General features: G+C 67.1%; 21 protein-coding genes. 11 read left to right on the forward strand and 10 right to left on the reverse strand.

The genetic code is table 11. The annotated features are described in order from the left end of the window. The first annotated feature begins 85 nt into the window (after positions 1 to 85). The 3 genes from CR918_RS00390 (at position 86) to CR918_RS00400 (ending at position 3091) form a co-directional block, all read left to right on the forward strand. Positions 86 to 1234, forward strand: a complete 1149-nt coding sequence (locus tag CR918_RS00390) for a YncE family protein (RefSeq protein ID WP_099841805.1) — start codon at positions 86 to 88, stop codon at positions 1232 to 1234. 143 nt (positions 1235 to 1377) lie between these two features. Next, positions 1378 to 1953, forward strand: coding sequence for a hypothetical protein (locus CR918_RS00395; RefSeq protein ID WP_099841806.1), 576 nt, complete (start codon positions 1378 to 1380; stop codon positions 1951 to 1953). Between the two features lie 40 nt (positions 1954 to 1993). Beyond that, positions 1994 to 3091 (forward strand): hypothetical protein, encoded by a 1098-nt coding sequence (locus CR918_RS00400; protein ID WP_099782612.1) that lies wholly within the window; start codon positions 1994 to 1996, stop codon positions 3089 to 3091. 47 nt (positions 3092 to 3138) lie between these two features. Here the strand turns inward: CR918_RS00400 and CR918_RS00405 are convergent, their stop codons facing one another. After that, a complete protein-coding gene (locus CR918_RS00405; RefSeq protein ID WP_223483326.1) occupies positions 3139 to 3537 on the reverse strand; it encodes an XVIPCD domain-containing protein in 399 nt (132 codons plus the stop codon). 234 nt (positions 3538 to 3771) lie between these two features. On the opposite strand from CR918_RS00405, the gene CR918_RS00410 reads away from it, so the two are divergent. Then, positions 3772 to 4230 (forward strand): hypothetical protein, encoded by a 459-nt coding sequence (locus CR918_RS00410; RefSeq protein ID WP_133119652.1) that lies wholly within the window; start codon positions 3772 to 3774, stop codon positions 4228 to 4230. Between the two features lie 22 nt (positions 4231 to 4252). Here CR918_RS00410 and CR918_RS00415 read toward each other — a convergent pair whose 3' ends face one another. Further along, positions 4253 to 4738, reverse strand: a complete 486-nt coding sequence (locus tag CR918_RS00415) for a DUF4440 domain-containing protein (protein WP_099841808.1) — start codon at positions 4736 to 4738, stop codon at positions 4253 to 4255. Between the two features lie 229 nt (positions 4739 to 4967). Here CR918_RS00415 and CR918_RS00420 point away from each other — a divergent pair, with 229 nt between their 5' ends. Both CR918_RS00420 and CR918_RS21115 read left to right on the forward strand, forming a co-directional pair. Further along, positions 4968 to 5780, forward strand: coding sequence for an alpha/beta fold hydrolase (locus CR918_RS00420; protein ID WP_025879208.1), 813 nt, complete (start codon positions 4968 to 4970; stop codon positions 5778 to 5780). A 24-nt stretch (positions 5781 to 5804) separates the two neighbouring features. Further along, positions 5805 to 5975 (forward strand): hypothetical protein, encoded by a 171-nt coding sequence (locus tag CR918_RS21115; RefSeq protein ID WP_099841809.1) that lies wholly within the window; start codon positions 5805 to 5807, stop codon positions 5973 to 5975. 4 nt (positions 5976 to 5979) lie between these two features. On the opposite strand, the gene CR918_RS00430 is transcribed toward CR918_RS21115, so the two are convergent. Further along, the gene (locus tag CR918_RS00430) at positions 5980 to 6696 is read right to left on the reverse strand and encodes a hypothetical protein (protein WP_133119653.1); all 717 of its coding nucleotides are present in this window, start codon (positions 6694 to 6696) and stop codon (positions 5980 to 5982) included. Positions 6697 to 6788: 92 nt separating this feature from the next. Between CR918_RS00430 and CR918_RS00435 the strand changes: the two genes are divergently transcribed. The 3 genes from CR918_RS00435 (at position 6789) to CR918_RS00445 (ending at position 9092) form a co-directional block, all read left to right on the forward strand. Beyond that, positions 6789 to 7433, forward strand: coding sequence for a hypothetical protein (locus tag CR918_RS00435; protein ID WP_099841811.1), 645 nt, complete (start codon positions 6789 to 6791; stop codon positions 7431 to 7433). A gap of 56 nt (positions 7434 to 7489) precedes the next feature. Further along, a complete protein-coding gene (locus tag CR918_RS00440; protein ID WP_099844198.1) occupies positions 7490 to 8035 on the forward strand; it encodes an RNA 2'-phosphotransferase in 546 nt (181 codons plus the stop codon). 88 nt (positions 8036 to 8123) lie between these two features. Next, entirely contained in the window at positions 8124 to 9092 is a 969-nt protein-coding gene (locus CR918_RS00445) for a polysaccharide deacetylase family protein (protein WP_099841812.1), read from the forward strand. A gap of 3 nt (positions 9093 to 9095) precedes the next feature. Here CR918_RS00445 and CR918_RS00450 read toward each other — a convergent pair whose 3' ends face one another. The 4 genes from CR918_RS00450 to dmeF form a co-directional block, all read right to left on the reverse strand. After that, positions 9096 to 9938: a class I SAM-dependent methyltransferase gene (locus tag CR918_RS00450; protein ID WP_099782633.1), complete on the reverse strand. Its 843-nt coding sequence runs from the start codon at positions 9936 to 9938 to the stop codon at positions 9096 to 9098. A gap of 77 nt (positions 9939 to 10015) precedes the next feature. After that, complete coding sequence (locus CR918_RS00455; protein WP_099841813.1) at positions 10016 to 10339, reverse strand: hypothetical protein; 324 nt, start codon at positions 10337 to 10339, stop codon at positions 10016 to 10018. 75 nt (positions 10340 to 10414) lie between these two features. Beyond that, entirely contained in the window at positions 10415 to 10831 is a 417-nt protein-coding gene (locus tag CR918_RS00460; protein ID WP_025879201.1) for a hypothetical protein, read from the reverse strand. Between the two features lie 92 nt (positions 10832 to 10923). Then, the gene (dmeF, locus tag CR918_RS00465; protein ID WP_099841814.1) at positions 10924 to 11901 is read right to left on the reverse strand and encodes a CDF family Co(II)/Ni(II) efflux transporter DmeF; all 978 of its coding nucleotides are present in this window, start codon (positions 11899 to 11901) and stop codon (positions 10924 to 10926) included. Positions 11902 to 11951: 50 nt separating this feature from the next. Between dmeF and CR918_RS00470 the strand changes: the two genes are divergently transcribed. Beyond that, positions 11952 to 12236 (forward strand): metal/formaldehyde-sensitive transcriptional repressor, encoded by a 285-nt coding sequence (locus CR918_RS00470; RefSeq protein WP_099841815.1) that lies wholly within the window; start codon positions 11952 to 11954, stop codon positions 12234 to 12236. Positions 12237 to 12312: 76 nt separating this feature from the next. Here CR918_RS00470 and CR918_RS00475 read toward each other — a convergent pair whose 3' ends face one another. Then, entirely contained in the window at positions 12313 to 12690 is a 378-nt protein-coding gene (locus CR918_RS00475) for a MerC domain-containing protein (RefSeq protein WP_025879198.1), read from the reverse strand. A gap of 69 nt (positions 12691 to 12759) precedes the next feature. On the opposite strand from CR918_RS00475, the gene CR918_RS00480 reads away from it, so the two are divergent. Next, on the forward strand, positions 12760 to 14085 hold the full coding sequence (locus CR918_RS00480) for a GTP-binding protein (protein WP_025879197.1): 1326 nt from the start codon (positions 12760 to 12762) through the stop codon (positions 14083 to 14085). A gap of 160 nt (positions 14086 to 14245) precedes the next feature. Here CR918_RS00480 and CR918_RS00485 read toward each other — a convergent pair whose 3' ends face one another. Then, positions 14246 to 15853: an ATP-binding cassette domain-containing protein gene (locus tag CR918_RS00485; protein WP_099841816.1), complete on the reverse strand. Its 1608-nt coding sequence runs from the start codon at positions 15851 to 15853 to the stop codon at positions 14246 to 14248. Positions 15854 to 16019: 166 nt separating this feature from the next. After that, complete coding sequence (locus CR918_RS00490) at positions 16020 to 16919, reverse strand: LysR family transcriptional regulator (protein ID WP_033830227.1); 900 nt, start codon at positions 16917 to 16919, stop codon at positions 16020 to 16022. Between the last annotated feature and the right edge of the window lie 46 nt (positions 16920 to 16965).

Here is a 16965-nt window from a genome sequence, read left to right on the forward strand (position 1 = left end):
CCCGCGCAGACAGATGCAGGGCCGGGCCGTCGAAGAACGGCCCCGCGAGCCAGGACACCCTCCGTGCCCATTGAAGGACGCTCGCATGATCCGCAATTCCCTTTTCCGTTCGGCCGCACTGGCCGTCGCCGTGTCGCTGAGCCTCGGTGCTCCGACCGCCTTCGCCGCTGAAGCAGCCGCCGCCACCAGCCCCGCCACCGCCGTGCAGCGCCAGGCCATCGCGCAGGGCCTGTACGAGCTGGCTTACAGCCCCAAGCAGAACGCCGTGTTCGTTGCCTCGTCCGGTGGCTTCGGTGACAACGCCGGCCCGGCCCAGGTGCTGCGCCTGAACCCGACCACGTTGGCCGTGGAAACCCGCATCCCGCTGGAGCGCAAGGCGTTCGGCGTGGTGCTGGATGACGCCCACAACCGCCTGTACGTGGGCAACACCGTGGACCTGTCGGTAACCGTGGTCGACACCGCACAGAACAAGGCCATCGGCACCGTGCAGCTGATGGAGAAGAAGACCGGCAAGGACGGCAAGGCCGCCTACACCCACGACCTGCGCGAGCTGGTGGTCGACAGCGCCGCCAACCGCCTGTACGTGACCGGCCACAGCAGCCAGCCCGATGTGAGCAGCGTGCTGTTCGTGATCGATACCAACACCCTGAAGGTGCTCAACACCATTCCGGGCCTGGGCAATGCCAAGGCGCCGGGCCTGGCGTTGGATGCCGCCAACAAGCGCGTGTACACCAGCAATCTGCTCGCCGATCTGGTGGTGGTCGGCACCGACTCCAACAAGGTGGAGGCCCAGCACAAAATTGCCGCCGAGCAGCCGATGAACATCGCGCTGGACCCAGCCGGCAAGCGCCTGTTCGTGACCGACCAGGGCTCGGAAATGCTGCGGGGTTACCAGGCCAAGAGCAGCGGGCTGGTCAGCAAGCACCCGGGCCAGCGCGTGCTGGTGCTCGACCGCAGCAATGGCAAGGAACTGGCCAGCATCCCGACCGACGCCGGCCCGCTGGGCATCCTGCTGGATGCACCGCGCAAGCGCCTGTACGTGACCAACCGCGAAGCCGGGACGGTGACCGCGTACAACAGCGACAGCTACCAGAAGGTGGCGACCTACGCCGTGCCGACGCACCCGAACAGCCTGGCGCTGGATGCGAAGAACAACGTGCTGTACGTGAGCATCAAGAACGGCGAGAAGGATGCCAAGGGCTCGGACGAGAGCGTGGCGCGGATCCAGCTGTAAGGGATGGTGCCGGGTCATGCCCGGCAGCTGGCTGCTGGAAAGGGGCAGGGCTTTTTGCCCTGCCTTTTTCTTTGCCCGGTTGCGGTCCCCACCGCCAACCCGCTAGGGTTGAAACCCATGGCAGGGAGCCAAAGGATCTGAACATGCTGGGTATCCACCGCTGGCTGCACGTCGGCCTGTTGATCATCTTGAGCACAGTGCTGGGTGCCTGTTCCAGCCGCATCCCGGAGCCACCCGAACCACTGGAACTGACGCAGCCGATTGCGGTGGATCAGCCCGGCCAGGAGGTGCGGTTCGAGTTCGAGACGAATGCGCGCAATTTCGATCCAGGCCGCACCTATGCGCTGGAGCTTGAGGTGCAGCGGCAAGGCGGGCGCGAGAACGGCGAACCGGACATGCGCAAGTTGAATCTTCCCTTTGAGGTGTCACTGCAGCGATGGGGCGCAGGTGCCTGGCAGGACGTTCCCACCCATGACAGCTACCAGGCACTCGCGCTCAACGCTGGGAAGCCGCTTCCTGCATGGCACGCATCCAATGCCTGGCGCTATGCAGCGTTGAGCGCGGGCAGCGGTGGCCAGTATCGATGGAGCATCGTTGCCCTGCCGTTGGATCTTGATGCCCGTTACCGGCTGGATGTGCGCACGGTTCAGCCCAGCGCCGAGTTGAAGCACTATTCGGCTCGTTTGAAGGTTCACGCCGCCCGCCCGGTTGGAAAGTAGTCAGCACCTCACCCTCGGAAGGAACTGAAGGAGCCACCTTATGGATAAGCCGCGCTATACCGTAGAGATCGTCATCGCCGCACCTGGCACGCCTCTGATGGACCCGAAGACCGGTCGACAAGAGGTCCTTGACGGTGTTCCGCAGACATCCTCTCCAGGTCATATGTTTTATGTCCTGCATGCATCAGGCGAGCCCGCGAAGAGTTTCGGGTTCGCGCCCAAGGTACACGGAAGCATCAACGGGCCCGGTGACATCATGCCGGATGACGCAGATGTCTATAAGGACCCACGCTACACCCGCACCCTCGAGATAAGCGAAGAGCAATACAAGAAGCTTGAGGCCTTCGGCTCGGACCCGGAGAAATTCGGCTTCAGCAAGCACTACGAGGACGTGCGCCACAACTGCGTGGACTTCACCTGGGAAGCGCTGAACCACGCTGGCATCGAGCGAAAGAGAAGCATCGACGTGAATGCTTTTGGAGGTCCCGCAGGGCAGCTCTTCCCGGATGTCCGCATTCCCCTGGACAGCAAGGGCGCGGGCAAGGACGGTTTTCGCCCGCTGCGCAACATCCACGGCGTGGACAGCATCGAGCCGCCGTTCCCGAACAGCGATCTCAATCGTACGAAGACCAACCCGATGCCCGAGCGCACGTGGAAGCATCGCTTGCTGAGCGAGAACGACGACATCGGTGAGCGCAGCGGTGAGCGGTTGGCCAACGACGCACGTGTGCCGGGTGACACATTGCATCCGCTGGACCAGCGGGTGCGTGCGGCGCTGGGGGACGCGGCCGAGCGCCAAGGGTTGCCGCCGGGACAGCAGCCCGAGCTGTTGGCGGGCCACCTGACGCGATTGGCGGTGCAGGGTGGCTACACCGAACGCGATACCTTGCAGGTAGCCTTCAGCAGTGGCGGTGCGGTGGATTCGCCGGGCTATGTCTTCCTGCAGCGCACGGGCGACACCGCCTCACCGGACCCTGCAGCGAACCGCCAGCGTCTTTCGCTGGCCGATGCCCAGCAGGGCACGGTGGAAGAGGTGTACCAGCAAGCCAGCGTGCAGCATCAGGGCCGCGAGGCCAGCCGCGTCGCGCAGGAAGATCAGCTGCAGCAGACGCAGCACGCTCAGCCCCGAATGGGCTGATACCGGCCCATGCGACAGGCGTCGACAGCATCGACGCCTGACGGCATTCACCCCATGCGATGCGCAGGGTTCTGCTGCTGATCCTGCGCCTGTGCATCCAGCGTCTGCTGCTCGGCCTGCACCGGCTGCTGTCCGCCCAGCCCCAGCTTCTGCAGTGACTGCTCGGCCGGCGTCTGCGCGGCCACGGCGGTCGGCAGCATCGCCCGCAGGTGCGCCGGATTGGCCGGGTCGCCCTGCACCACGAAGATGTTGTGCCCGGCCGGGAGGTTGGCCGTGGCGTTGCTCACCACCACGTGGTCGGCGCGTTCCAGACCCTGTTCGCGGGCTTTGACGGCCAGGCTGGCGGCCACGTTCTCGCTGGTGGCGTCGAACGCACGGCCGTGCTTCTCGTCCAGTGCGGCTACGTTCTGGCGGATCTGCTGGTGCAGGGAATCATCAGGGGTCATTGGAGGCTCCATGTGGCCGCTACCGTGTGGCCGGATGTGGCCAGTGTAAAACGGTCGCGGGCTGCGCCGGTAACCGCTTTGTTGCTAGCCTGTGGCCCGGGGCGCAGGGGATGGCGCCCGGCTGCAATGGGATGGAGGGAGAAGGTGGTGCACGGGGAGACAAACCGGATACGGGGGCAGGCGGCTGCGCGGTTGCTGCTGGGCATGGGGCTGTGGGCCTGCGCAGGTATTGCGGTGGCTGACACGCCCGTGGCGGCGGACGATCCCGCTTGCCCTTCGCAGGACTTCACCCGTTTCCTGCAACGCTTCGCCGACCCGGCCGATGACCGGGTGCGCCTGCGTTACACCTCCGACCCACTGGAGTACGAGGTGCCGATGCACACCGTGCGCGATGACCACGAGGGGCTGGCGCCCACGCACGTCGTGCTGGAGCAGGGTGCCGCGCGGTTGAAACGTTTCAGCTACCGCTACCTGGCCGCGTTCAATCTGTTCGTGCCCTCGCCGGTCAGCCGCGATCCGGCCGCGCTGGAGCACATGCGCGCCGGCACCTACAACGCGCCCACACGCATCGAAGCGATCGATGGCAACGGGCAGCGCGTGACCTTCGGCAGCGACGCCGAGCGCGATACCTACACCTTCGCGCGCCGCTACGGCTGTTGGATGCTGACGCGCGCCAGCAACCTGCGCGACTGAGCGGGCGCTGCGGTGGTGATATTTATTTGTCTGCCGGGTGGTGGTCGTAACTGATCACCCGCTCGGCCTGCCATTGACCGTTCACGCGGCGCCAGACCTGGATGAAACGGGCCTGGCCGGTCCAGCGTTCAACGCCATCGGCGCCGCGCTCATGGAAGCGGTGATCGCCCATTTCCAGGGCGCGATCGTCCTGCAGCGGGAAGACCTGCAGTGAGCTCTCCACCAGCTCGCGCCGCAGGTGCCAGCCTCCTTTGCGCGCGTTGTCGCACAGGGTGGCCACGCTGCGGCGGAAGTCCTCGCGGCTGTTGGCGGACTTGCCGTCCTTGTCATGGAAGAACTCCATGTCTTCGGTGGTCATCGCGGCGGCCCTGTCGGCATCGCAGGCATCGAAGGCCACGGCGAACAGCTGCGTGTCGGCCGTGCGGATCTGCTCGCGCAGGGTGTCGCTGGCGGGGGAGGTGTCGGCGACGGCGACGGCGGCGGCGAGCAGGGGCAGGGCGAGCAGCATGGCGTGGCTCCATTGAGGACCGGCGCAGACTGGCATGGACGATGGCGCACGGTAACCGGGGCGTGACGAAACCGGCGCAGGGCCCGACCAAGGCCGTGCTGGCGGGTGCGAACCGATGTGCCGGCTGACCGGTGCCCGTGTACGCGATGTCATGGCCTGAGCCGGATCCGTCACGGGCGGCTCCGGTGCGATTGCCTAGGCTGGGCTCCTCTTTCCCCCGGGAGTTCCCATGGCTACCTCCTCCGTCCGACTGCACATTGAAGACACCGGCGGCACCGGCCGCCCGGTCATCCTGATCCATGGCTGGCCGCTGTCTGCCGAATCCTGGAAGGCGCAGGTGCCGCTGCTGCGTGATGCCGGTTACCGCGTGATCAGTTACGACCGTCGCGGCTTTGGCCGCTCGGACAAGCCAGCCGATGGCTACGAGTACGACACCCTGGCCGCTGACCTGGCCGGCCTGATCGACGAACGCGACCTGCGCGATGTCACCCTGGTCGGCTTCTCGATGGGCGGTGGCGAAGTGGCGCGCTACATCGCCAACCATGGTGAAGATCGCCTGCACAGCGTGGTGTTCGCTGCGGCCGTGCCGCCGTACCTGTTGAAGGGCGCGGACAATCCCGAAGGGCCGCTGACCCAGGAAAAGGCGGATGAGATGCGCCAGGGGCTGGAGAAGGACCGGGAGTCGTTCTTCGACGGCTTTACCCGCGATTTCTTCAGTGCCGACGGCAAGCTGATGGTCACCGAGGACGAGCGCCAGGCCGCCATCGCGCTTGCCCATCAATCTGACCAGACCGCTGCGCTGGGGTGCATGAAGGCGTTCGCCACCACCGATTTCCGTGCGGACCTGAAGAAGGTGACCGTACCGACGCTGGTGCTGCACGGTGACAGCGATGCGACGGTGCCGTTCGAAGGTTCGGGCAAGCGCACGCACGCGGCCATCGCCGGCAGCGAGGTGGTGGTGCTGAAGAATGCACCGCATGGCTGCAATACCAGCCACGCAGATGACTTCAATCTGGCGTTGCTGGAATTCCTGAAGAAGTAACACCTACTACGGCATCATCCGCACATGCCCACTGCCCGCACGCCGCCCTGGAAGAGGCCCAACCCGAAGGGCCAGAAGACGCAGCCGCTGACGGAAGCGCAGAAGGCGGCGGCGCGGCAGCGGGCAGAGGAGAACGGGCGCCGTTACCCGAACCTGGTGGACAACATGTGGGCGGCGAAACTGCCGCGCGGTTGAAGCCTTACTGGCTGTTGCGCCCCGGCCACGGCTGCCAACCCCATTCCCGCCATGGCGCGACGGTGCGCGGCTGTATCGTCAGCGTAACGTTGGACGATGCGCTGCACTGGTGCAGGGCATCGCGCAGCAGGGCCGCGTCCACCGGCTGCGCCGTGGCCACCTGCAGCAGCGTGCCCCGGTGCCGCACCTGCACTGGCAGTACCCCGTGCACCTCGACCGGATTGCCGGTGCGGGCTCTGCGGTAGCGCATGGTGATGGGGCGGACAGTGCGGTGCAGCACAGGTGCGCAGGCGTCCAGCAGGTGCAACTGCTGCTGCATGGGCGCGCGGACCTCGATGACGGTGGAGGGATATCCCAAGGTGCTCTCGACCAGCACCTGGAAGCGGGGGCCATCGGGCATCAGGTAGACGGTCAGGCCCACCGTGCCGATGAACGCCATTGCCGCGAGCAGGACCCAGCTGCGCGGTACCTTGGGTGGCACGGTGAAGCTCTGCAGATGCGGTCTGCGCCGACGTAGGCGGCGATAGCGTCGCTGTGCGGCGGGTCTGGGCAGCAGGCTGTCATCCGGCAGTGCAATCACGCGCGGCGGAAGGCGGGCCAGCCGCGCATTGATCACGCGTGCGCCAAGCATCGCAACCAACCCGCCAAGCAGAACCGGCAGCAGGGTACGCACGAGCAGATACAGCCCTACCATCGCCAGCTCTCCTGAAGGAGTGGACATGATCGCGCATCCTCCAGGGTCGTGTCGCATCTGCCAGCCGACAGCGGCCGTTGGCTTGGCTAGCATGCGCGTCACTCGCTGGGACTACGTCGATGACCGCCTTCACTGCCCGCCTCGGACGCTTCTTTGGCGCCGGCCTGATGTTGTTGCTGCTGCAGGTGCTGGCGCTGCTGTCGGTGGGCTTGGCCGCAGGCCATTTCCACCAGCGCGTGGCCCTGCTGCTGGAGCCCCTGTCTTTGGCCTGCGGCGGTGCCGATCCTGCTGCCCGGATGCTGGTTGCCGAGCAGCTGTTGGCACGTGCCGGCGCGCTGGACGACTGGCAGCCGCTGTGCTGGCTGCCGATGGCAACGCTGGTGCTGGCCCTGCTGGGTACGCTGCTGGTCTGCGTGCACTGGCTGCGCCATGTAGATGCACCGCTGCGCCGCAGCGCTTGGGGCCTGCTTGCCCTGCATGCGGCGGCGCTGCTGCTGGCGAGCGTGATGCTGCGACTGTATGAGCATGTGTGGGCAGGCATCACCACTGCGCTGCCTGCAGCATGCATGACAGACCTGACACCAGACGGACATGCGCTCCCGTCCTCGACGCGGCGATGGCTGTTGCAGATCTTCGCCAGGGGCGACCTGATGCCGCCGCACGCACCTGATGCGCTGGCCATCATCCTGTGCGGACTGCTGATGGCAGCGATGGTGGTCGGCCTGTGGCTGTGGCGCACTACCTCTCAGCTGAGCCGGTTCTGAAGCTGGCGCGGGCCGCTTACTGGCACCAACTGGCGCTTTTGCGGCACGCTATGCAGATGAATACGGAAACTTCATCCAAGCAGACCAGCAAGTTCCTCAGCCTGGTGCTGCGCCATGAACCCGGGAAAATCGGGTTGATCCTGGACGGCCAGGGCTGGGCCAACGTCGACGAACTGCTGCAGAAGCTGGCTGCACACGGGCACGCGCTCGACCGTGGCGGACTGCAGCACATCGTGGCGAGCTGCAACAAGCAACGCTTTGCACTGAGCGATGATGGCCAGCGTATCCGCGCAAACCAGGGGCATTCGGTCGCGGTCGATCTTGGACTGCTGCCGGTGGCGCCGCCGCAGTGGCTGTACCACGGCACGGTGTCGCGCTTCGTCGGCTCGATCCGCGAGCAGGGCCTGCGTGCGGGCGAGCGCCATCACGTGCATCTGTCACTGGACCGGGAGACGGCCCGCCAGGTCGGCGCTCGCCGCGGTGCGCCGGTGATCCTCAGCGTGCACGCAGGGCGCATGCATGCCGATGGGCACGTGTTCCACCGCTCGGCCAATGGTGTCTGGTTGACCGACCACGTGCCGCCGCAGTACATCGCCGACTGACCCGCTCTGGCGCTGCGGCCGGGTCCACACTCGGCGGCAAGGCCCAATCGCGTTACAGTCGCTGCATCCTCGTCCCTTGGATGTACCGATGCGTCTGCTCCTGCGTGCGTTGCCGTTGCTGTTGTTGTCATTGACTGTCCACGCTGCCGAAGTCGATCGGCGCATCGCGGTGACCATTGACGATCTGCCGTGGGCGCGCCTGGATGAGATCGTGCCGGCCGATCTGCAGGCGCGCCATGCCGCACTGATGGCGCAGCTGCGCCAGGCCGATGTGCCAGTGGTGGGCTTCGTCAACGAAAACAAGCTGGAAGTGGATGGCCAGGTGCAGCCGGCGCGCGTGCAGATGCTGCGCGACTGGCTGGATGCCGGCTACGAACTCGGCAACCACACCTGGTCGCACATGGACCTCAACGCCAAAGGCGTAGCGGCATTCCAGCAGGACTTCCTGCGCGGCGAGCAGGTGCTGCGGCCGCTGCTGGCCGAGCGTGGGCAGACGCCGCAATGGATGCGCCACCCTTACCTGCGTGCGGGCCGTACGCAGGAAGACCGCGTGGCGATGGACGTGTTCTTCAAGCAGCACGGCTACCGCGTTGCGCCGGTGACGGTCGACAACGGTGAGTGGGTGTGGGCCTTCGCCTATGCCAACGTGATGAACGAGCAGCCCGATTCACCGCAGCGCGAGGCGACGCTGGCGGGCCTGCGCAAGGGCTATGTGCCGTACATGCTGAACAAGGTGGATTACTACGAGCAGCAGTCACAGGCGCTGCTGGGGTATGCGGTGCCGCAGGTGTGGCTGATGCATGCCAACGAGCTCAACGCGGCGACGTTCGCCGAGCTGGTGGCAGCCACCAAGCGCCGTGGCTATCGCTTCGTGTCGCTGGAAGAAGCCGTGCGCGACCCCGCCTACGCGCGCGGCGCCGAGGGCTACAGTGGTCGCTATGGGCCGAGCTGGCTGCACCGCTGGGCGATGGCCGAAAACAAGCCCAAGGCGTTCTACGCCGGCGAGCCGGAAGTGCCGAAGTGGGTGATGAAGCTGGCCAAGGTGGAAGGCGAGTGAGCCTCAGCGCTTGACGGCCAGTACGCCATCGAGCGCCAGCTCCGCCTTGAAGCCGGCCTTTTCCAGGCGCTTGGCCACTTCGCGTGGCACGTCGCGGCCGCTGGTCAGCTTGTTCGGCGCGCCGGTGTAGTGGAACAGGCGGCCGCCCTTGCGGATGACGCGGGCGAGATGGTCGTAGAACACCTGCGAGTACAGTTCGCCGGCAATGCCGAAGCGCGGCGGGTCGTGCAGGATCGCATCGACGCTGTTGCTGGCGACCTGTTCGATCTGCTGCGAGACGTCGCCGTGGCTGAAGTGCAGGCGGCCGCCCGCGGCGGCTGAGTCAGGATCGGGCGACCACGGATTGAGCGTGCGCAGCCACATCACGTCGGCGTTCTTTTCGAACGAGCGGATCTGGCCGACGCCGGCCTCCAGTGCGCAGGCGGCGAAGTAGCCGAGCCCACCGCAGGTATCGAGGAGGCTTTTGCCCGCCGGGGCGACCAGCTCGACCTTGCGGCGCGCGTCCTCGAACGGCGACAGCTTGGAGGTCGGCAGCATCTTGATGCCGTCGATCTCGAAGGTCGGTGCGCCCCACTCGGTCGGCACCAGCTTGATCAGCGAGCCGCTGAAGCGGGAGATGGAGCAGAACTCCTCGCCATCCCAGTAGTACAGCGTGCGGTCCTTCAGCTTGCCCGGCCACGGATAGTGCTGGCCGCGGAAGGTGAAACCCTCGGCATCCAGCTGTACCGCCGCTTCGCTGCGGCCCAGATCGAGCGAGCCCGACCACTCGGTGGCGCCCTTGTCATGGGCACGGCGCAGGGTGTCAGCGCTGTCGCGGGTCAGCAGGGGGCCGGAGTAGTGGGGCACGGCGGGTAGGGTAGGTGGCTCGGGGGAGGGCATGGTACCGCAGGCGCCGTGCAGCCGAGCCGGACATGGGCGCGGCGCTACCGCAGGTCGGTGCAGCTGAATCCGTGGATGGTTCCCTCTCCTGAGATCATGTTGATGCCTCGCGAGGGGCGCATTCCCCGCAACGCGCACGAACGGCGATGGACATCCTGGGTGGCGGCTGGTTGCCGGTCGAAGTCGTAGCGCATGCTGCCGTCTTCCTGCAGCAGCCAGTGCACGGTTACGCGTTCGGCGCGTTGCCCTTCGATCTCCCAGTCGAAGGTACGCATCACCACGATCTCGCCATCAGCGGTCTCACGCAACTCGTCGTAAGCACCCTGGGTCTTTGCAACGATTGCGGCCAGCAGGAGAAGAACGGTCATCGGAATTCCTCCTCGAAACCGGCAGCGTGTGCCAGCGGCATCGCTGAGGCCATGGGAAGAATTGCAATGTGGCCGCTACTGGCACTTCACCGCATACACCGGTCCGGCGCCGATCAGCAGCAGCGCCATGTAGTCGCTGTCGCGTGCCCGGGCCTTCAGCGTGGCGCCGTCCTTGACGCGGAAGATGCCGAAGCCGCCGGCCATCCGGATCAGTGCGCTGTCGATCTGGTCGGCGTCGTCGCGGAAGTACTGCTGGATGTCGCTGCGGCTGGCTTTGTACAGCGCATTGGGTTCGCGCTGCCAGTGGCCATCGCGTTCGAACGAGACGAAGTACTGGCTTGCTTCCTTTTCGATGCGGAACTCGGCGGACTTGCGCGGGCTGGTGGCAAAGCAGCCGAGCATCGGGTCGGAGGAGAACGGCAGCTGGGTATCGCCGGAACAGGCCACCAGCAGCAGGAGGGCACCGGGCAGCAGCAGGCGGAGCGTGCGCATGGGATGTCCCGACGGGGCAGGTGCGGCCAGTGTAGGCAGCACGCAGCCGTGGCCGGTACAGATTTTCGGCAAGAACCGTCGCCCTGCTGGCGTCACGGGCTGCGGTGGATCTCCACGGTGACATGCACCAGTTCCTCGTGGATCGCCAGCGCCTGGCGCACGGTATCCGGATCGAGCGTGGCATCACTGGTGACCACGCTGGCGGCGACGGCGTACTTGCCGCGCCCCACCTGCCACACGTGCAGGTCGGCCAGGCGTGCCGGCCACGGACCCTGCTCGATCACTTCGCGTACCTCGGCCACCACCGGCGCATCCATCTGCGCGTCGAGCAGGATGCGGCCGCTGTCGCGCAGCAGGCCGATTGCCCAGACGGTGACCAGCACCGCGCCGACCAGGCCCATCACCGGATCCAGCCAGGTCAGGCCGAGCAGCTTGCCGCCCAGCAGGGCGACGATGGCCAGCACCGAGGTGGCGGCGTCGGCCAGCACGTGCACGTAGGCCGACCGCAGGTTGAGGTCGTGGCCGTGGGAATGGTCGTGGTCGTGATCGTGGTGATGACCATGATGATGGCCATGGTCGTGCCCGTGTCCATGGTGGTGATGGGCGTGGCCCGGACTGTCATGCAGCCACCATGCGCACAGCAGGTTCACACCCAGGCCGACCGCGGCGATGGCGATGGCTTCGTTGTAGTGGATGGGCGCGGGCACCCACAGGCGTTCCAGCGATTGCACGGCCATCAGCGCGGCGACGCCGAGCAGGGCGATGGCGCTGGTATAGCCGGCCAGGATCTCGATCTTCCAGGTGCCGAAGGCGAAGCGCGGATCGTGCGCGTAGCGCCGTGCGCAGCGGTAGGCGAACACCGACAGGCCCAGTGCCAGCGCGTGCGAGCTCATGTGCCAGCCGTCGGCCAGCACGGCCATGGAGTTGAACCACCAGCCACCGACGATCTCCACCAGCATCATGCTGACGGTGAGCCACATCGCGCGGCGGGTGTTGCGTTCGGCCAGCGGATTGCCGTGGTCGAAGCGGTGCTCGTGGCGGCGGGCGGCGGCGAGGGCGTCCAGGTGCATGGCGGCGGTCAGGCTTGGGTGGATACCCCCATAGGGTATATGATCCCGCAATGGCCCATGTACACAGAAATCGAAAGCAGCTGCTGACCCGGGTGCGCCGCATCGGCGGGCAGGTGGCGGCGCTGGAACAGGCATTGAACACGCCCGAGGGCGAGGCAGGCGACTGCGCCGATGTGCTGGTGCAGGTGGCGGCCGTGCGTGGCGCTGCCCACAGCCTGCTGATGGAACTGCTGCACGAGCATCTGCAGGAACACGTGGTGGGTGCGGACGACCCGGCGCAGCGGGCGGCCGAAGCCGAGGTACTGGTGGCACTGCTGCGGCGTTACGGCAAATAGCTGGGTAGTGCCGGCCGCTGGCCGGCAACCTCATGACCTGCGGACGATGCCTGCAGTTGTCGGCCAGCGGCCGGCACTAGCTTCTGCGGTGCCGGTGCTGCGCGTTCCACAGGTGCGTGGCGGCCAGCAGCAGGCTGCCGGTGACCGTCAGCGGAGTCTCCCAGGCGTGCGAGGGCAGTGCCAGCGCCCCGGCCATCAACAGCGCCAAGCCCATGCCCGCGCTCAGCCATGCCAGCGCAGGCAGCGGCTGGCGGCGTTCGGCGCGCCACAGGGCAAAGCCGGTCATCGGCAGCGCGATGGCGACGAAGACCAGGTGCACCCACTCCGCTTCGGCCCAGACGCCGAACAGCGGCAGCGCGGCCGCCAGCAGGGGCAGTGCCAGGCAATGCAGCAGGCACAGGCTGGACAGGGCGACGGCGCCGGCATCAAGCAGGGCGGCAGAGGGCGACTTCATGCGGGGAGATTCCTTGCGCGACAATTGTTATACAGTAACATTTCCATTCCGCAGCCAGCCCGCTCCGACATGAACACTGTTTCCCGCGCCGACCGCCGCCTTCCGGTCACCGTGCTTTCCGGCTTCCTCGGTGCCGGCAAGACCACCCTGCTCAACCAGATCCTGCGCAACCGCGATGGCCTGCGGGTGGCGGTGATCGTCAACGACATGAGCGAGGTCAACATCGATGCGCAGCTGGTGCGCGATGGCGGCGCCGAACTGCGTCGCACCGAAGAGACGCTGGTGGAGTTCAGCAACGGCTGCATCTGCTGCACGCTGCGCGACGATCTGCTGCAGGAGGTGCGGCGCCTGGCCGACAGCGGCCGCTACGACTACCTGCTGATCGAATCGACCGGGATCGGCGAGCCGATGCCGGTGGCGGCCACCTTCGCGGTGCGCGACGAACACGGCTTCAGCCTGAGCGATATCGCGCGGCTGGACACGATGGTGACGGTGGTGGATGGCAGTGCCTTCCTGGCCGATTTCGGTTCGACACTGCGCCTGGCCGAGCGTGGCCAGCAGGCGGGGCCGGATGATGATCGTGGCGTGGTCGACCTGCTGTGCGAGCAGGTGGAATTCGCCGATGTGATCGTGGTCAGCAAGGTGGACCAGGTGGACGACGAAGTGCTGCAGGACACGCTGGCCGTGCTGCGCGGCTTGAACCGCGACGCGAAGCTGCTGCTGTCCAGTTTCGGCGACGTGCCGCTTGCCGAGCTGCTGGATACCGGCCGCTTCGATTTCGAGCGCGCGCAGCAGGCCCCCGGTTGGGTGAAGGAACTGCGTGGCGAGCACACGCCGGAAACCGAGGAGTACGGCATCGGCAGCTTCGTCTATCGCTCACGGCGGCCGTTCCATCCCGCTCGCTTCGCGCGCACATTGCAGCACGGCATGCCCGGGGTGATTCGCAGCAAGGGTTGGTTCTGGCTGGCCAACCGCATGGACTGGGTGGGTGAGTTGAACAGTGTGGGCGCGGCCACACGCACCCAGGCGGCGGGCTTCTGGTATGCGGCGCGCGAGCGGGTGCGCGCCGGCCAGGAGGACACCACGCCGCTGCTGCCGCCAACGCCGCTGCCTTACAGCGATCTGGGCTGGGCCCGGCAGCAGGCCGACTGCTGGAGCGCGCCGCTGCCGGACGTACGGGAATTCCCGGACGCGGCCGCGCACTCGGCGATGGCACGCCTGTGGCATCCGCTGTGGGGTGACCGCCGGCAGGAGCTGGTGGTGATCGGCGTGCACATGGACGAGCGTGTGGTGCGGTCGGCCCTGGATGCGTGCCTGCTCAACGACACCGAGCTGCAGGCCGGGCCCTTGCTGTGGCAGCAGATGCCGCAGGCGTTCCCGGTGTGGAAGCGTTGATGCGTCTGCGCCATGCGTGGATGAGAGGCTGGCAGTAGATCCACGCCACGCGTGGATGAGAGGCTGGTAGTAGATCCACGCCATGCGTGGATGAAAGGCTGGTAGTAGATCCACGCCATGCGTGGATGAATGCCTGCAGGAGCCGAGCACGTGCTCGGCCCTACAACGCATCGCGCCACCGCCAACCTGCATCACCGACCTGCAGCACCTGCGTTGGCCGCAGCGCCTGCAGCAGGTGGGTGTCATGGCTGACCATCAGCAACGCGCCCGGCCACGCCGCCAGCAGTTCTTCCAGCGCCTGCAGCGCGGCAAGGTCCAGCGCGTTGCCCGGCTCGTCCAGCAACAGCAGTTGCGGGGCAGGATCGGCGTACAGCACGCTGGCCAGCGCACCCTTCACCCGCTCGCCATCGCTGAGGCTGCTGGCCGGGCGTTGGACGCGCTGCGCATCCAGGCCCAGCAGGGCAAGACGCGTACGCAGTTCACCCGCATCGGCCGCGGGATTCGCAGCGCGCACGGCATCGAGGATGCTCAGCTCACCTGCAAGCCCCAGCAGTTGCTGGTCGAGCAGGGCCAGCGGCGCATGCCGCTGCACCTGACCGCTGCGCGCCGCCAGCTGCCCGGCCAGTACGCGCAGCAGGGTCGACTTGCCGCTGCCGTTGTCGCCCACGACGGCGATGCGCTGGCCGCGCCTGATCTCCAGCTGCAGCGCCGCGTTGCAGCCATGCGGCAGCACCAGATCGTGCGCCTGCAGCAGGCGGCCCTGGCCACGCTCGCCTTCGCCACTGAACAACGCCAGTTCTGGCGTCACGTGCACCGCCGCAGCGGCGGCGCGCACCTGCGCTGCGCTGGCCTGCAGGCGATCACTCTGGATCTGCTGCGCACGGCCGTGGCTGGCTTCGGCGCGCTGCTTCTGCCGACCGAGCAGGATCGGTGCCTGGTTGGCCTCGCGCGCTTCGCGGTTGCCACGTGCCTGCCGCTGCTGCTGGCGCTCGTTCTGTTCGCGCGCGCTGCGTTGCTGCTGTCGGTGCTGGGCACGGGCATGCTCCAGCTGCGCGGCGGCGGCCTCGCGTTCGGCGGCGCGTGTGTCGGCATAGTGCTGCCACGGTCCGCCGTAACGATGCAGGCCGTGCGCGTCCAGTTCGACGATCTGCGCCATCTGCGCGAGCAGGCCACGGTCGTGGCTGATGGCCAGCAGGCCGCCCTGCCACTGCTGCAGCTGTGCGTACAGCTGGTGGCGATGACGGGCGTCGAGATGATTGCTCGGCTCGTCGAGGATCAGCCAGTCCGCGCCGCTGGCCCACGCACCGGACAGCGCCACCTGCATCGCCTGGCCGCCACTGAGCCGGGAGGCGGGCTGCGCCGGATCAAGGCCGGCCGGCAGCTGCATCGCCTGCCACTGCTGCTGCAGGCGTTCGCGCAGGTCCCAGTGGTCGCCCACGCAGGCGAAATCGGCTTCATCGATGCTGCCTGCTTCGATGCGCGCCAGTGCCGCCAGTTCGGCGCCGACGCCGGCCAGTTCACCCACCGTGCCACGTGGCGGATAGCCCGGCGTAGGCAACAGGAACACCTGGCCACTGCGGTGCACGCGGCCATCGTCGGGCGACAGCTGGCCGGCGAGCAGGCGCGCGAGCACGCTCTTGCCGGCGCCATTGGCGCCGACCAGCCCGGTGGCCACCGGTTCGAAGGAAAAGGACAGATCGGAAAACAACGGACGGCCATCGGCCAACCGATACGACACGCGATCGAGCGTGAGGGAATGCGAAGTCATGCGACCTCCATGGATGCCTGGTTCTCCCCTGCGCGCAGGGGCGGGAAGAGTCGGGCCGTCTAGTGCGAAGACGGCGGCATCACTGGCGCATTGGTCGCGAGCCTCGGTGGGGAATGAGCGTTCAGTATAGCGCCGCGAGCTGAATGGTCGCGGCCGTGGCGCGGGGTCAGGGCACCGTATCCAGCCGCGCGCCGACGAATTCGATGAATACCCGCAGCTTCGGCAGCACGTGGCGGCCGGAGGGCCACAGCAGGTGGAAGATGCCGCAGGAATGCACGTGCTCTTCAAGCACGGTGACCAGCCGGCCATCGGCCAGTGCATCGCGCACCGAATGCACCGGCACGAACGCCAGGCCCCCGTCGCGCAGCGCCAGTGCCACCCGCGCTTCGATGGTGTTGGCGACCAGGTGCACCGGCAGATCCTGTGCCGTTTCGCCTTCGGGCCAGAGGATCGGCCATGGCTCGAGCTTGCCGGTGCTGGGGAAGCGGTAGTGCAGCAGGCGGTGCTGCAGCAGGTCGGCCGGCGTGCGTGGAACGCCGTGCCGTTGCAGGTACGCCGGCGATGCAACCACGCGGCGTGGGAACACCCCGAGGCGGCGTGCGGTGAGGCGTGAATCGCTGGGCTCGCCAACGCGCAGCACGGCGTCGAAGCCTTCCTCGATGACATCGACCAGGCGATCGCAGAAATCCAGCTCCAGCCGGATGTCCGGGTAGGCCGCCATGAATTCGGCCATCAGCGGCAGGGTCAGGTCGCCCACCAGCGGCAGGCTGATGCGCAGGGTGCCGCTGGGGGTTGCATGTTGCTGGGCCAGTTCGGTGCGTGCGGCATCGCGTTCGTCGAGGATGCGGCGGCAGCGTGCCAGGAACAGCTGGCCCTCGGCCGTGAGGGTGATGCTGCGCGTGCTGCGATGGAACAGGCGCACGCCGAGTGCGTGTTCAAGCCGGGCCACGCACTTGCCGGCGGCCGAGGCGGAGATGCCCTGCACGCGGCCGGTGTCGACGAAGCTGCGGGTGTCCGCGGCGTGGACGAAGGTCTGCAGGTTGGCCAGGTTGTCGAGGACGGACATGGGGAAGGTCGCTGCGAAAGTGGGCAGGGTAGGGCGCGGCAGTCCG

The organism is Stenotrophomonas indicatrix (assembly GCF_002750975.1).
GTDB lineage: Bacteria > Pseudomonadota > Gammaproteobacteria > Xanthomonadales > Xanthomonadaceae > Stenotrophomonas > Stenotrophomonas indicatrix.

What these genes read in the sequence shown, in the direction of transcription:
- CR918_RS00475 (WP_025879198.1), bottom strand. Translation starts at nt 12,690, where the DNA reads ATGAAGTCGCCCTCTGCCGCCCTGCTTGATGCCGGCGCCGTCGCCCTG.
- CR918_RS00460 (WP_025879201.1), bottom strand. Translation starts at nt 10,831, where the DNA reads ATGCGCACGCTCCGCCTGCTGCTGCCCGGTGCCCTCCTGCTGCTGGTG.
- CR918_RS00470 (WP_099841815.1), top strand. Translation starts at nt 11,952, where the DNA reads ATGGCCCATGTACACAGAAATCGAAAGCAGCTGCTGACCCGGGTGCGC.
- CR918_RS00485 (WP_099841816.1), bottom strand. Translation starts at nt 15,853, where the DNA reads ATGACTTCGCATTCCCTCACGCTCGATCGCGTGTCGTATCGGTTGGCC.
- CR918_RS00490 (WP_033830227.1), bottom strand. Translation starts at nt 16,919, where the DNA reads ATGTCCGTCCTCGACAACCTGGCCAACCTGCAGACCTTCGTCCACGCC.
- CR918_RS00480 (WP_025879197.1), top strand. Translation starts at nt 12,760, where the DNA reads ATGAACACTGTTTCCCGCGCCGACCGCCGCCTTCCGGTCACCGTGCTT.
- CR918_RS21115 (WP_099841809.1), top strand. Translation starts at nt 5,805, where the DNA reads ATGCCCACTGCCCGCACGCCGCCCTGGAAGAGGCCCAACCCGAAGGGC.
- CR918_RS00390 (WP_099841805.1), top strand. Translation starts at nt 86, where the DNA reads ATGATCCGCAATTCCCTTTTCCGTTCGGCCGCACTGGCCGTCGCCGTG.
- dmeF (WP_099841814.1), bottom strand. Translation starts at nt 11,901, where the DNA reads ATGCACCTGGACGCCCTCGCCGCCGCCCGCCGCCACGAGCACCGCTTC.
- CR918_RS00435 (WP_099841811.1), top strand. Translation starts at nt 6,789, where the DNA reads ATGACCGCCTTCACTGCCCGCCTCGGACGCTTCTTTGGCGCCGGCCTG.
- CR918_RS00405 (WP_223483326.1), bottom strand. Translation starts at nt 3,537, where the DNA reads ATGACCCCTGATGATTCCCTGCACCAGCAGATCCGCCAGAACGTAGCC.
- CR918_RS00455 (WP_099841813.1), bottom strand. Translation starts at nt 10,339, where the DNA reads ATGACCGTTCTTCTCCTGCTGGCCGCAATCGTTGCAAAGACCCAGGGT.
- CR918_RS00415 (WP_099841808.1), bottom strand. Translation starts at nt 4,738, where the DNA reads ATGCTGCTCGCCCTGCCCCTGCTCGCCGCCGCCGTCGCCGTCGCCGAC.
- CR918_RS00420 (WP_025879208.1), top strand. Translation starts at nt 4,968, where the DNA reads ATGGCTACCTCCTCCGTCCGACTGCACATTGAAGACACCGGCGGCACC.
- CR918_RS00395 (WP_099841806.1), top strand. Translation starts at nt 1,378, where the DNA reads ATGCTGGGTATCCACCGCTGGCTGCACGTCGGCCTGTTGATCATCTTG.
- CR918_RS00430 (WP_133119653.1), bottom strand. Translation starts at nt 6,696, where the DNA reads ATGTCCACTCCTTCAGGAGAGCTGGCGATGGTAGGGCTGTATCTGCTC.
- CR918_RS00445 (WP_099841812.1), top strand. Translation starts at nt 8,124, where the DNA reads ATGCGTCTGCTCCTGCGTGCGTTGCCGTTGCTGTTGTTGTCATTGACT.
- CR918_RS00440 (WP_099844198.1), top strand. Translation starts at nt 7,490, where the DNA reads ATGAATACGGAAACTTCATCCAAGCAGACCAGCAAGTTCCTCAGCCTG.
- CR918_RS00400 (WP_099782612.1), top strand. Translation starts at nt 1,994, where the DNA reads ATGGATAAGCCGCGCTATACCGTAGAGATCGTCATCGCCGCACCTGGC.